This window comes from Aggregicoccus sp. 17bor-14 (assembly GCF_009659535.1).
GTDB lineage: Bacteria > Myxococcota > Myxococcia > Myxococcales > Myxococcaceae > Aggregicoccus.
Map to the genome: position 1 here is coordinate 53,265 of NZ_VJZZ01000019.1, position 12,417 is coordinate 65,681.

Annotated in this window: 14 protein-coding genes and 1 pseudogene; 10 read left to right on the forward strand and 5 right to left on the reverse strand. The window is 72.7% G+C overall.

What is annotated here, in order from left to right; all coding sequences use genetic code 11:
- The first annotated feature begins 588 nt into the window (after positions 1-588).
- Positions 589-1,071, forward strand: a complete 483-nt coding sequence (locus FGE12_RS26855) for an AgmX/PglI C-terminal domain-containing protein (RefSeq protein WP_153869480.1) — start codon at positions 589-591, stop codon at positions 1,069-1,071.
- A gap of 121 nt (positions 1,072-1,192) precedes the next feature.
- On the opposite strand, the gene FGE12_RS26860 is transcribed toward FGE12_RS26855, so the two are convergent.
- The 4 genes from FGE12_RS26860 to FGE12_RS26875 form a co-directional block, all read right to left on the reverse strand.
- Positions 1,193-1,570 carry a co-chaperone YbbN gene (locus FGE12_RS26860; RefSeq protein ID WP_153869481.1) on the reverse strand — a complete coding sequence of 126 codons (378 nt, stop codon included), beginning with the start codon at positions 1,568-1,570 and terminating at the stop codon, positions 1,193-1,195.
- A 169-nt stretch (positions 1,571-1,739) separates the two neighbouring features.
- Positions 1,740-2,015, reverse strand: coding sequence for a hypothetical protein (locus FGE12_RS26865; RefSeq protein ID WP_153869482.1), 276 nt, complete (start codon positions 2,013-2,015; stop codon positions 1,740-1,742).
- 124 nt (positions 2,016-2,139) lie between these two features.
- Positions 2,140-2,811, reverse strand: coding sequence for a vancomycin high temperature exclusion protein (locus FGE12_RS26870; RefSeq protein WP_370459161.1), 672 nt, complete (start codon positions 2,809-2,811; stop codon positions 2,140-2,142).
- Between the two features lie 94 nt (positions 2,812-2,905).
- Complete coding sequence (locus tag FGE12_RS26875; RefSeq protein ID WP_228531141.1) at positions 2,906-3,337, reverse strand: response regulator; 432 nt, start codon at positions 3,335-3,337, stop codon at positions 2,906-2,908.
- Between the two features lie 234 nt (positions 3,338-3,571).
- On the opposite strand from FGE12_RS26875, the gene atpG reads away from it, so the two are divergent.
- The 9 genes and pseudogenes from atpG to FGE12_RS26920 form a co-directional block, all read left to right on the forward strand.
- Positions 3,572-4,489, forward strand: coding sequence for an ATP synthase F1 subunit gamma (atpG, locus tag FGE12_RS26880; protein WP_153869484.1), 918 nt, complete (start codon positions 3,572-3,574; stop codon positions 4,487-4,489).
- A gap of 65 nt (positions 4,490-4,554) precedes the next feature.
- Positions 4,555-5,997, forward strand: a complete 1,443-nt coding sequence (gene atpD / locus FGE12_RS26885; protein WP_153869485.1) for a F0F1 ATP synthase subunit beta — start codon at positions 4,555-4,557, stop codon at positions 5,995-5,997.
- 16 nt (positions 5,998-6,013) lie between these two features.
- Entirely contained in the window at positions 6,014-6,583 is a 570-nt protein-coding gene (locus tag FGE12_RS26890; RefSeq protein WP_370459162.1) for a hypothetical protein, read from the forward strand.
- A 41-nt stretch (positions 6,584-6,624) separates the two neighbouring features.
- Positions 6,625-7,029 carry a F0F1 ATP synthase subunit epsilon gene (locus tag FGE12_RS26895; protein ID WP_153869486.1) on the forward strand — a complete coding sequence of 135 codons (405 nt, stop codon included), beginning with the start codon at positions 6,625-6,627 and terminating at the stop codon, positions 7,027-7,029.
- 8 nt (positions 7,030-7,037) lie between these two features.
- The gene (locus FGE12_RS26900; RefSeq protein WP_194798313.1) at positions 7,038-7,295 is read left to right on the forward strand and encodes a hypothetical protein; all 258 of its coding nucleotides are present in this window, start codon (positions 7,038-7,040) and stop codon (positions 7,293-7,295) included.
- 278 nt (positions 7,296-7,573) lie between these two features.
- Complete coding sequence (locus tag FGE12_RS26905; RefSeq protein ID WP_153869487.1) at positions 7,574-8,611, forward strand: ADP-ribosylglycohydrolase family protein; 1,038 nt, start codon at positions 7,574-7,576, stop codon at positions 8,609-8,611.
- A gap of 222 nt (positions 8,612-8,833) precedes the next feature.
- Positions 8,834-9,193: a phage holin family protein gene (locus FGE12_RS26910; protein ID WP_228531142.1), complete on the forward strand. Its 360-nt coding sequence runs from the start codon at positions 8,834-8,836 to the stop codon at positions 9,191-9,193.
- On the forward strand, positions 9,190-9,657 hold the full coding sequence (locus FGE12_RS26915) for a hypothetical protein (protein ID WP_153869488.1): 468 nt from the start codon (positions 9,190-9,192) through the stop codon (positions 9,655-9,657). Before FGE12_RS26910 ends, FGE12_RS26915 begins: the two co-directional genes overlap by 4 nt.
- 375 nt (positions 9,658-10,032) lie before the next feature.
- Positions 10,033-10,458: pseudogene (locus FGE12_RS26920) on the forward strand (M23 family metallopeptidase); the annotation flags it as partial.
- A gap of 174 nt (positions 10,459-10,632) precedes the next feature.
- Here the strand turns inward: FGE12_RS26920 and FGE12_RS26925 are convergent.
- Complete coding sequence (locus FGE12_RS26925; protein WP_194798315.1) at positions 10,633-12,345, reverse strand: GTPase; 1,713 nt, start codon at positions 12,343-12,345, stop codon at positions 10,633-10,635.
- Positions 12,346-12,417 lie beyond the last annotated feature (72 nt).

A 12,417-nucleotide genomic window follows, 5' to 3' on the forward strand; every position in this document is an offset into this window, starting at 1 on the left:
GCGCACGCCGCGCGCCGCCGGGTCGGGTGTAAGCGTCGCGACCTCCGCATGCAGGGCGTCCGAGAGTGGCGCGAGACCCACGGCATCGAGGAGGAGAGGCCGGGGAGGGGACGGAGCTTCTCGGGGTGGGTAAAGCCGTCCACTGCCGCGAGACGCCAGTCTCGAAAGGAGATGCCCCTCCCGGGCGCGGACCGGCGCGCGATGCAAAAAGGTAAAATCCTATTTTACGTTTTTGCGCGCCGCAGCCGTCCGCTCCCGAGGGGGCCCGCACGAAGGGTGAAGCCTCCGCCGGAGCTGGGAGGCCCGCGCGGAGAACTGACGTTTCGTTCCACGCAGGGACCGGGCTGAAGTGAAGCTTCATTCCAGGCGGGCGTGCGCGGGCGCGGACGCCCGCGTGTCACCCCTGAGCGCTGCGGACCGGCGGTGCCCTCCCGCGTAGGACCGCAGCGGCTCGTCACCCTTCCGGTCCTGACGCCCCTTCCTGCTGCTGCGGGGTGCACTCCTCGCAGTGCGCACTCGCGTCGAGTAGACGGTAGGAGGCGGGCGCGCTTCGCGCATCCCTCTCATGACGCGTCATGGAGCCCTCCGGTGCGACGACTGCCTCGCTGGACCTGTGCTGCCGTACTGCTCGTGACCGCCTGCGTCCGCTCCGCTCCGCGCGAGGAGCGCATGGCGGAGCCGCCAACGGCCGAGTGCGCCGAGCTGCCAGCGGAGAGGGATGTGCCGCACCTGCCCGACGGAGGTCTGGATGAGGCGGCGGCGGCCGACGCGGGCTTCGGCTGGATGGACAAGGAGGACATCCGCCGAACGGCTCGCGCCCACCTCGGCGAGGTGCACAGCTGCTCCGACCAGCTCGAGGTGCGAGGGACGCCTTTCATCGGACGTATCGCAGTCCGCTTCGTCATCGGCAACGAGGGAGACGTCTGTGCTGCGAGGATTGCTGAAGCGAAGCCTTCGCAGCCGCTGCTCGAGCAGTGCCTCGTGCAGGCCGCACGAGGCTGGCGTTTCCCCCGGCCGAATGGGCCAGGCTCCGTGACGGTGACCTACCCGTTCGTCTTCGGTGCTCCGTGACCGGGCAGTGCCCGCTGAACCCCTGACACACACCTTGGGCTCCGCAGCTTCGAGGCCGTGACGGGCCCCAAGCCCGAGGGCTGGCTGGTGAAGACGCTGGGCCTGCTCAGCGCGTGGGCGCTCACGTCGCGGCGCGCTCGAGCGGTGGGCCCTTCTGCCCGCCCGGCAGGTGGTCGCGGATGACGCCGAGGAAGTACTCGCGCCCGTAGTACTGGGCCATGCGCCCCAGCTGCTTTCCGTCGCGGAAGAGGAAGAAGGTCGGAATCCCGAACAGGCCGAAGCGCCGGGCGAGCTCCTCGTACGCGTAGGCATTCACCTTCACCACCCGCATCGGCGCTCCGTCCAGCTCGGCGAGCAGCGCGGGCTCGGCGGCGGCGAAGGCCTCGCAGTTGGGGCAGTCGGGTCCCCAGAAGTCCACCAGCACCAGCTCGCCGCGCGGCTCGAGGACGAGCGCGTCGAAGGTCTCGGGGGTCGCTTCGTAGCTCTTGGGATGCGCCATGCGCGCTCGGATGCGCGCAGCGCCCGCCCGTCGCACCGCCGCTGCGCTCGCGCGTCCCGCTCCGTCCGGCAGGGGAGCTGGCAGGCTGTCAGCGGCCCCGGACGGGCGGGGCCGCGGCAGCGCGCGTGGCATTGCCACCCGAGATGCCGCGGCGGCAGCGGCGCTCCCACTAGCCCTCGGGCAGCTCGTCCGGGCGGATGGGGTGGATGCGCTCGTGGGACTGCACCGTCAGCTCGCGGTCCTCGTCCTCGTCCGAGTCCCCGAAGGTGAACTCGCGGATCTGGTCCGGGAGGATGTCCCGGAACTCGGGCTCCTCCTCGAGCGGGGGCGTGGCCGCGAGGTCCTGGTCGGTGATGTTGATCTCCTCCTGCCCGCTCTCCGGGTCCACGTGTCGCCGGCTGGTGGACTCACCGACATCCTCGGAACCCATCTTCCTGAATCGCATGGCGCCTCCTGTGCGCGTGTTCCCATCCCTGTGAGGACAACAGCCTTCAGGGGTGAGGGTGCGGAGGCAGAGGGGCTGCGGCAAGGAAGAGCCCGGCTGCCTGCCCGGGGGCCGCGCCCAGCCCTCAGCGCCGCTGGGGCGGCGGCGTGCGGCCGGTGGGGAAGGCGGGCTCGGCGTGCAAGAGCACCATGGCGAGCGCGAGCGGGCGGCTGACCAGCTCGCGCAGCGCGTAGCGGCGCGTGCCCTGGCGCCCCTCGTCCGCCGCGACGCCCCAGGCCTCCACGCCGATGGAGTTGGCGATGAAGAGCGCGCGCGGCAGGTGGAAGGCCTGCGTCACCAGCAGGGCGCGGCGCACCTCGAAGACGCGGTGGGCGCGCACGCAGCTGTCGTAGGTGGAGAGCCCCGCGAAGTCCGCCTCGACGTCCGCCTCGGGCACGCCGCGCGCGCGCACGTACGCCACCATGGCGCGCGTCTCGTCGTGGCGCCGGTCGCTGTTGTCCCCGCTCACCAGCAGCCGCTTCACCTTGCCGCTGCGGTACAGCTCCACCGCCTTGTCCAGGCGCTCGGCGAGCACCGGCGAGGGCTCGCGCACGGCGGCCAGCCCCGCGCCGAACACCAGCGCCACGGGCGCCTCGGGCGCGCGCGCGGCCGGCAGGATGCGCCCGCGGTAGCGCAGGCTCACGTAGAGCGAGGCGCCGAGCGAGAGCACGACGCACAGGAGCAGCACCCGCACGAGCGCGCGCACGAGCCCGCGCGCCACCCGCCCCGCCACACCCGCCCGCTCACGCCCCTTCACGGCCACCTGCGCTCACCCCTTCGCGTCTCGCCAGAGGGGGCCATCTTGGCGCGCGCGGGGGCCGCTGAGAACCGTTTCTCCGCCTGCCTGGCTGCTACGGATGCGCGGGCTGGGCCTCGGCCGGGGCGCCCGCGGCCTTGAGCGCGTGGCGCTCGATCATCTCGAGCAGCTGGCGCGGGTCCACCGGCTTCTTGAGGAAGGCCGCGACGCCGTAGTTCGCGCCGTACACCGCCAGATCGCGCGCGTTCATCACCGCCATGCCGGCCGAGACGATGACGATGGGCACCTCCTGCAGCGCCTCGCTCGCCTTGCGCACGTTGAGCAGCTTGTGCCCGTCCATGATCGGCATCGCCATGTCCAGGAGCACCAGCGCGGGGCGCGGCCCGCGGGTGAGCGCGTCGAGCGCCTGCTTGCCGTTCGCCGCGCAGCTCACGGAGAGCCCCTGCAGCTCGAGGAAGCCGGCGAGCGAGTCGCGGATGTCGGGGTCGTCTTCGACGACGAGGATGGGGCCTGCCAGCGGAGACATGGGGACTCCAGGGCGTCCAGAGAGGTGCATGTAGGCTAGGGTCGCCCCCCGGGCTGCACCACCGCCCCCGCCCGGCGCGCGCGCTGCCTCGGCCCCCTGCCTGCTGCCCATTAGCAAAGCTGCGAAGGCGCGGGTTGACCCCAGCGGGGCCCACCTGTAGAACGCGCGCGATTTTGGCAAGCGCGGAAGAAGCCTCAGGCAAGCCCGCGTTTTCACAGGACCAACGGGGTTCCCATGGCGTCCCTACGCGACATTCGTAAGCGCATCCGCTCGGTGAAGAACACGAAGCAGATCACCAAGGCGATGAAGATGGTGGCCGCCGCGAAGCTGCGCAAGGCGCAGGACGCGATCATCGCGGCGCGCCCCTACGCGCAGACGCTGGATCAGATCATCGGCGACCTGGTGGCCCGCTCGGGCGACGAGGCGCTGGCCCACCCGCTGCTCACCCAGCGCCCCGCGCGCCGCGTGGAGCTGGTGGTGCTCACGAGCGACCGCGGCCTCGCCGGCGGCTTCAACTCGAACGTGATCCGCCGCACCAGCCGCTTCCTCAACGAGAACGGCCGCGACCTCGAGCGCATCGAGCTCGCCACGGTAGGCCGCAAGGGCCACGACTTCTTCCGCAACCGCGGCACGCCCATCCGCAAGGACTTCCCGGGCCTCTACGCGAAGCTCAACTACCGGCTCGCCGCGGACATCGCCGAGGAGTTCAGCGCGAACTTCCTCAACGGCGAGGTGGACGCGGTGTACCTCGTGTACAACCAGTTCGGCTCCGCGATCAGCCAGACGGTGACGCTCGAGCAGGTGCTGCCGCTGCAGACGCTCGCGGCCCCCGCCGCCGCCCAGGCCGCCACCGCGCCCGGCGCCGCCACGCAGACCGCGCCCGCGCGCAACCTGGTGGACTTCAAGTACGAGCCGGACCGCCAGTCCGTGCTCGACCGGCTGGTCCCGCAGGCGGTGGCCATCAAGGTCTACCGCGCGCTGCTGGAGAGCGTGGCGAGCGAGCACGGCGCGCGCATGAGCGCCATGGAGAACGCGACCACCAACGCCACCGACATGATCAGCTCCCTCACCCTGGTCTACAACCGCACCCGCCAGGCGGTGATCACCAAGGAGCTGATGGAGATCGTGTCCGGCGCCGAGGCGCTCAAGTAGTTGACCCTTCTGAAGGCCCCCGGTAAGGGGCCCGCACTCCTCACCCCCGTACGAGACAAGATTCCATGAGCGCTCAAGTTCCGATGGCAGGCAAGATCACCCAGGTCCTCGGCCCCGTGGTGGACGTGGAGTTCCCGCCCGGCGGGCTCCCCGAGGTGTACACCGCCCTCAAGATCTCCAACCCCACGCTCGCCGGCGGCGCGGACAACCTCACCGTCGAGGTCGCGCAGCACCTCGGTGAGAACACCGTGCGCTGCATCGCCATGGACAGCACGGACGGCCTCGCGCGCGGCATGGCCGTGCGCAACACCGGCGCTCCCATCCAGGTGCCGGTGGGCTCGGCCACGCTCGGCCGCATCCTGAACGTCACCGGCGAGCCGGTGGACGAGAAGGGCCCGACCAACGCCACCCAGACGCTGCCCATCCACCGCGCGCCCCCTCCCTTCACGGAGCAGGACGTGCGCGTGCAGATGTTCGAGACCGGCATCAAGGTCATCGACCTGCTCGCCCCCTACACCCGCGGCGGCAAGATCGGCCTCTTCGGCGGCGCCGGCGTGGGCAAGACGGTGCTCCTGATGGAGCTCATCCGCAACGTGGCCGTGGAGCGCGGCGGCTTCAGCGTGTTCGCCGGCGTGGGTGAGCGCACCCGCGAGGGCAACGACCTGTACCACGAGATGCAGGAGTCGGGCGTGATCAACACGGCCGACCTGACCAAGAGCCAGACCGTGCTCGTGTACGGCCAGATGAACGAGCCGCCCGGTGCGCGCGCGCGCGTGGCGCTCTCGGCGCTCACCATCGCGGAGTACTTCCGCGACGTGGAGGGCCGCGACGTGCTCCTCTTCGTGGACAACATCTTCCGCTTCACCCAGGCGGGCTCCGAGGTGTCGGCGCTCCTGGGCCGCATCCCCAGCGCCGTGGGTTACCAGCCCACGCTCTCCACCGAGATGGGCATGCTGCAGGAGCGCATCACCTCCACCACCAAGGGCTCGGTCACCTCGGTGCAGGCGGTGTACGTGCCCGCGGACGACCTGACGGACCCCGCGCCCGCCACGACCTTCGCCCACCTGGATGCGACCACGGTGCTCAACCGCGCCATCGCCGAGCTGGCGATCTTCCCCGCGGTGGACCCGCTCGACTCCACCAGCCGCATCCTCGACCCGGGCGTCATCGGGCAGGACCACTACGCGGTGGCCCGCAAGGTCCAGGGCATCCTGCAGAAGTACAAGGAGCTGCAGGACATCATCGCCATCCTCGGCATGGACGAGCTCAGCGAGAGCGACAAGCAGGTCGTCGCGCGCGCCCGCAAGATCCAGCGCTTCCTCTCCCAGCCCTTCCACGTGGCCGAGGTCTTCACCGGCAAGCCGGGCCGCTACGTGAAGCTCCAGGACACCATCCAGGGCTTCAAGGAGATCGCGGACGGCAAGCACGACGACATCCCCGAGGCCGCCTTCTACATGGCCGGGGACATCAACGAGGTGCTGGAGAACGCCCGCAAGCTCGCGGCCTAGTCGCTCCCGCCTGACCGTGCTCACCCGGCTCACGCTCGTCGCCGCAGTGCTGCTGCTCGCACTGCCCGCCCCGGCCCAGACGGCCGGGGCGGCGCCGCGCGCGAGCCGCGCCCGGGTGAGCGCGAACGGGCTGTACACCGTGCGCCTGGTGGAGACGGCGCCGGGGCAGTGCCGGCTGGAGGTGGGCAGCGACGCGCCCCAGGGCAGCTGGAGCGTGGAGCGCTGCGTGGGCAGCGCGGACGACCTCTACTTCGTGGCCAACGACGGCGCGACGGTGTGGGTGCTGCGGCCGCTCGCGGAGAAGCCGGCGGGCACGGAGCAGCAGCACGTGAAGAAGGGCAAGGCGCCCGCGTGGGCGGCCGCCCGGGTGGCGTGGGAGGTGGTGCGGCCGGGGGAGCTGCGGCAGGAGCTGCGGCTCTCGGGGCTGGTGCCCACGAAGAGGCTCTCCGAGGTGCGGCAGTTCCGCGCGCACTTCGGCTGGCTCGAGGGCACGCTGGGCATCCCCGGCAAGGGCCCGCGCCTCACGGACGCGGGCGAGGTGGAGTTCGAGACGGTGGACGGCAAGACCCACCGCCTGAAGTTCTAGAGACGTTCCCAGAGATTTCGAAGCACGGAAGGAAAGCCGCGATGGCCAAGCTGACGGTCGAGATTGTCACCCCCGAGAAGCGCGTGCTGTCCGTGCAGGCGGACGAGGCGGTCGTCCCCGGCGCGCAGGGCCTGTTCGGCGTGCGCCCCGGCCACACGCCCTTCCTCAGCCTGATGGAGCCCGGCGTGCTCACCCTCACCGAGAGCGGGCGGCGCGACAGCTACTTCGTCGCCGGCGGCTTCGTGGAGGTGGGTGACGACCGCGTGCTGGTGCTCGCGGACGCCGCCGAGCAGGTGAGCGGCATCGACGTGGAGGCGGCGCGCCGCCGGATGAGCGACGCGCAGGAGCGGCTCAAGGGCCTCTCCAGCGACGACGCGCGCTTCCACGTGGAGGCGGCTGCCGTGCGCCGCGAGACCGCGCGCATCGCGGCGGCCGGCACGCGCTAGGCCTCGCCGTGGCATCGCCCCTCTTCGAGCTCTTCCACCTCATCTCGGATCCGCCGAGCGCGAAGGCCCGCCTGTACGTGGTGGACCACGCGCTCGAGGACCGGGTGCGCTTCCGCAACCTCACCTATCCCGAGGTGGAGGCGGACTTCCGCGCGCGCGGCGGGCACAGCACGCCCGCGCTGTGGGACGGCACCGAGCTGCACCAGGGCGCCGAGGCCGTGGTCGCGCGGCTGCAGGCCGCGGTGAACCTCGGCCGCGACGGGTAGCGCTCCGGCGCTCGCGCTGCGAGCGGGTGATTCCCGCCCCACGCCCTGCGCACCGCGCCGCACGCTGCACGAGCAGCCGCGACGCGCGAACGCAAGCTGTCTTCTCGTCGCAGCGTTTCAACGTCATGCAGCGCGCAACACCCGCGCGCGTGGAACGGCACTTCGTCCCGCGCGCAAGGGCTTGCGCAATTTCGCTCCGCGTACCTTCTCTTTCTCGCGCCGAAACGGCATCAGTGCGTTCCCGCGGGCGCCGCGCCTCGGGTATCTTGAACCTCCCCATGCCGCTGACCCCGCACGAGCGCCAGGACAGGTTCCACGCGGCGTTCCTGGGCCTCGCCATCGGGGATGCGCTGGGCTTCCCGCTGCGCGGCATCCCGCCGGCGAGCCTCGCGCGGCTGCCGAACCTCGCGGAGGACTTCGCGCCGCGCCCGCGCGGCAAGTTCGCGAAGGGGCAGTTCTCGGACGACACGCAGCTCCTGCTCGCCGCGGCCGAGAGCGTGATTCGCGAGGGCAAGGTGGACGGGCGCAGCGTCGCGGCGCACCTCGCGTGGCTGTGGCAGGAGGGCGTCATCCTGCAGCCGCCGCGCAGCCTCTCGGAGAGCCTCGAGCGGCTCGCGGGCGGCACGCCGTGGATGAGCGCGGGCGCGCCGGTGGGCGTGAAGTGCCCCTCGGTGCTCAGCCGCGCGCTGGTGGTGGGGCTGCTCGAGAGCGGCGGCCGCGCGCGCCTGCCGCACGACGCGGGCGTGCTCACCATCGTCACACACAAGGACCCCGCGTGCGCCGCCGCGGCCTCCGCCTTCGCGCAGGCCATTGCGCTGGGCTTCGCCCAGGAGCCGCTCACCCCCGCGGACTTCTGCGAGACGCTCGCGCTCGCGGCGAGCGCGCACGACCAGGCGCTGGGCGAGGAGCTGCGCCACCTGCCGCGGCTGCTCACCTGGGAGCCGGCGCGCGCGCTCGCGGCGCTGCGCAAGGTGGGTGTGCCGGCGAGCCAGCTCAAGGGTGTGGACGGGCTGCCGCAGCACGTGGTGCCCGTGCTGCTCACCGCGCTCTACGCCGCGCTGAAGGAGCCGCACGACTTCCGCCGCGCCGTGGCGCTCACCCTGCGCTGTGGCGGTGAGGCGGACGTGGCGGCGGCCCTGTGCGGCGCGCTGCTCGGCGCGCACCTGGGCAGCGGCGCCCTGCCTGCGCGCCTGCGCAAGCAGGTGCTCTACGCGGACAGCCTCCTGGATACGGCGGAGCGCCTCTGGCAGGCGCGCCAGGTGCGCGAGACGCTCGCCACCGCGCTCGCCTTTCAGGGCCGCATCGGGCGGCGCTAGCCGCGTTCCCGGCCGGCCCCGCCCGTCCTCCTGGAGGGCAGCCGGGCGAGCGTGCGCACCCCATGGGACTTTTATCCGGCCTGCGCCGTCCGCACCTTCCCGGGGCAAGGCGGGAGCGCGCATGCCCCTGACCCTCTCGGGAGGGCGAGCGTGGCCTGCCCATCGGGGAGGCGACCTGTGGAACTCGAATCAGAGCGGATGGAGCGAGAGCAGCTGCGGCACTTGTCCACCGCGGACCTCATCAAACACGCGCTCACGGAGGCGCGCCTGCTGGTCAAGGCGGAGGTCCTCCACGCGAAGAAGGAGCTGAAGGAGGAGGCCAAGGCGGCGCGCACCAGCGGCATCCTGCTGGGAGCGGCCTTCGTGCTGGTGCTCTGCGCCCTCTCGGCGCTCTTCGTCGCGCTCGGGCTCGCGCTGCCGGTGGGCCCCGCGCTCGGCGTGCTCATCGTGGGCGTGGCGCTCCTGCTCGTCACCGGGCTGCTCGCCTTCGTCGGCGTGAAGAAGCTGCCGAAGAAGCCGCTGCCCCACACCCAGGCCCGCCTCCGCACGGACCTCACCCTCACCCGCGAGACCCTGCAATGACCGATCGCGAGCAGACCGAGAAGGCCGCAGACCGCATCCGCGAGGAGTTCCTGCTCACGCTCCAGGAGCTGGACCGCCGCCGCGACCACGCCTTCGACGTGCGCTACCAGGCCGCGCAGCACAAGGACGCGCTCGTCATCGCCGGCAGCGCCGTGGCGCTGCTCGCGCTCACCAGCGTGGGCGTGGCCATCTACCGCTCGCGCCACCGCGAGGAGCGGCTCTTCAAGAAGCGCATCGAGGGCGTGCGCCGCGCCTGGAGCCACCCCGAGCGCCTCGCGACCTCGCGCGAGGAGAAGCCGCTCGCGGTGGAGCTGGGCACCAAGCTGGTGGTCATCTTCGGCACCGCCCTGGCCACCGCGCTCGCCAAGCGCTCCGTCAGCTCGCTCGTGCCGCCGCAGGGACAGCGCACCGCCTTCGTGCCGGTGGAGCAGAAGCAGCCGTCCACCGCGCCCCACACCCACTAGCGCAGGCTCGTCCGTACCGCGGGCGCGCGTGGACCGCTCCCCTCCGGGGGCGGGCCGCCGCGCCCGCGAGCCGTTCGTGCGGGAGAGCGCCCCCCCCCGTGAGGGCGCCGGGGTCCTGGAAACGCCCCCGAAACCCCCCCCGAAAATCCCCCGGAAAATGCCCCTGTAGGGCGCCGAAACACCTTTCCGCAGAGGGGTGCGAAGCTCCTCCGGAAACCCACACATCCCCACGTCTCACATCCCGCAAGCACCCGGAATCACGGCGGCCCACCGCGCCCGTGAGCCGGGCAGGCAGGGAAGCGCGGCAACGTGCTGGAATATCGATTCTGGCCGCCGCCTTTTTTTGCCCGCTTGCGAATGCTCATCCCGATGCTCATGGTCCTGGGTTCCGCTGCCGCCGCGGCTCCCTCTTCCTCTCCCTCGAGCCCGACCGTTCCGGTGGTCGGCGTCCCCTTCGCCTGTGGCCGCATCTACACGGTGAGCCAGGGTCACGACACGGGCAGCCACCTCAGCAACGACACCTACGCGTGGGACTTCCGGATGCCGGTGGGCACGCCGGTGGTCGCGGCGCGCGACGGCGTGGTGCGCATGGCGCGCGGCGACAGCACCCAGGGCGCGTGCGACCCCTCCATGGCGCAGTACGCGAACTACATCATCATCGACCACGGCGACGGGCTGGAGACGCAGTACCTGCACTTCAGCGCGGTGACGGTGGCGGTGGGCGAGCACGTGAAGCAGGGGCAGCTGATCGGCTTCTCGGGCAACACCGGCTGGAGCTGCGGCCCGCACCTGCACTTCAAGGTGGCGAAGGCCTCGGGCCCTACCTGGAACAACCCCAGCGTGCCGGCGAGCATCGAGGGCTACGGCGATCCCGTGCGCGACACGCTCATCGCGGCGCCGCTGTGCAAGGACACGGACCGCGCGATGATGGCGGCGCGCACCGAGACCGCGGACCCCTCGCTCGCGCAGCAGACCTCACTGCCCACCGCGGCTGACGGTCAGCAGGCGGCGGGCGGCATCCCGCGCGGGGCGCAGGCCATCGTCGACGGCGTCACCCAGGCGAAGCCCCAGGGCGCCGAGGGCCGCAGCGAAGCGCCCGCGTCCGGCGGTGCCCGCGCGCCGGGCAGCACCGGCCAGGCTGAGGCTCGCGAGCAGCGCGCCGACGCCCGCGAGTAGCAGGAACAGGGCCGCTGCGTTGAGGAAGTACTCGCTTCCCAGCAGCGGCCCCTGCACGTAGGCGCGCACCACGCGGTAACCCACGTGCGCGAGCAGCGCGAAGAGCGGCAGGTTGATGAGAGGTAGGAGCGCCCAGCGCGCGCCGCGCCACCAGCGCGCCACCGCCTCTCCCACCGCCGTTCCCTCCGTGAAGCGCCACGCGCCCGAGCGCGCCGCCGCGAGCTGGGCGAGCACCTCGCCCACCGCCGGCACCCCCACGCTCTCCGGCGCGAGCCCCGCCGCGTGCGCGAGCGCGCGCGCCTCCGCCACGGTGGTGCGCGCCGCCGCCTCCACCGTGCCGTCGTCCTCCAGCGTCTCCACCACCGCGCGCTCCGCGGCTCCCGCCCGCGTGCGCTCGCGCACCGCGTCCAGCGCCGTGCTCGCCGCCGCCACCGCGAGCCCCACCGGCAGGCTGCGCCGCGCGAGCAGCGTCGCCGCGCCCACGCCGGTGGCCCCGAAGCTGGTGAGCCGCATCCCCCACGCCGCCGGGCCCCAGAAGCGGCTCGCCGCCTGGCGCCGCACCTCGTGCGCGAGGTGCCCGCGCGCCTGGACGAGCCGCGCCTCGAAGTCTTGCTCCAGCGGCCCCTGCGCCTGGGCGAGCCCGCGCGCGAGCGCCTCCTTCAGCCGCGCGAGCAGCCCTTCCGTCTCCTGCAGCGCGGCCTCCACGCGCCCCGTGAGCTCCTGCAGCAGCCCCGCCGCGTTGCTCTTGCGCACGCGCGCCGCCACCGCCTGGGTGGCGAGGCTCTTGAGGTGGAAGAGGAAGGGGCCGAACTCACCGGAGGGGTCCTCGCCGCGCTGGGCCGCGCGCGCGCTCACCGCGAACACCGGCACCTCCTCCTGCGCGAGCCCGAGGCGCTCGGAGGCGAGGCGGCGCGCCTGGGCCTTGAGCGTCTCGCGCGCCTCCTTGCCCAGCTCGTCCGCGAAGTTGAGCACGAAGACGAGCGCGCGGCGGCGGGCGAACTCCTGCAGGAACTCGAGCTGGCTCGCCTCCGCGACGCTGCCGCGGTGCATGACCACCAGCGCCACGTCCGCGTGCTCCAGTGCGCCGCGCGCGATGTCCCGGTGCGAAGTGGCCACGCTGTTGAGGTCGGGCGTGTCGATGAACACCTGGCCGCCCCACATCGCGCCAGGGCCCGCGACGTAGCGCACCGTGCGTGCGCCCAGCGCCTCGAGCGCGTCCGCGCTCGCCGCACCTCCCTCGGGCGCGTACACGGTGAGGGCGGAGGAGGTGGGGCGGCTCTCGCCCTCGCGGCTCAGCGCCTGGCCCGCGAGCGCGTTGAGCAGGGTGCTCTTGCCCGCGCCCGTCGCGCCGACGAGCGCCACCGCGAGCGGAGCATCCCGGCCGGCGAGCCCGCGCGCGTAGTCGAGGCGCAGGCGCTCGAGGCGCGAGGCCTGCCCCGCGAGCGAGGGCAGGGTGCAGGCGGCAGAGAGCAGCGGCGCGAGGTCCTCGGGGTCCGGGAGGGGCGTGTCCACGGGGGGCAGCCTCGCCACGCGCCGAGACCCTGACCACCCCGCGTCCAAAAGGACCCGCCCCTCTTGCGGTAC

Bases quoted from the DNA above. Each gene is read 5' to 3' on its own strand.
- FGE12_RS26905 (WP_153869487.1), top strand. From the start codon at position 7,574: ATGCCGCTGACCCCGCACGAGCGCCAGGACAGGTTCCACGCGGCGTTC.
- FGE12_RS26895 (WP_153869486.1), top strand. From the start codon at position 6,625: ATGGCCAAGCTGACGGTCGAGATTGTCACCCCCGAGAAGCGCGTGCTG.
- atpG (WP_153869484.1), top strand. From the start codon at position 3,572: ATGGCGTCCCTACGCGACATTCGTAAGCGCATCCGCTCGGTGAAGAAC.
- FGE12_RS26875 (WP_228531141.1), bottom strand. From the start codon at position 3,337: ATGTCTCCGCTGGCAGGCCCCATCCTCGTCGTCGAAGACGACCCCGAC.
- atpD (WP_153869485.1), top strand. From the start codon at position 4,555: ATGAGCGCTCAAGTTCCGATGGCAGGCAAGATCACCCAGGTCCTCGGC.
- FGE12_RS26860 (WP_153869481.1), bottom strand. From the start codon at position 1,570: ATGGCGCATCCCAAGAGCTACGAAGCGACCCCCGAGACCTTCGACGCG.
- FGE12_RS26865 (WP_153869482.1), bottom strand. From the start codon at position 2,015: ATGCGATTCAGGAAGATGGGTTCCGAGGATGTCGGTGAGTCCACCAGC.
- FGE12_RS26915 (WP_153869488.1), top strand. From the start codon at position 9,190: ATGACCGATCGCGAGCAGACCGAGAAGGCCGCAGACCGCATCCGCGAG.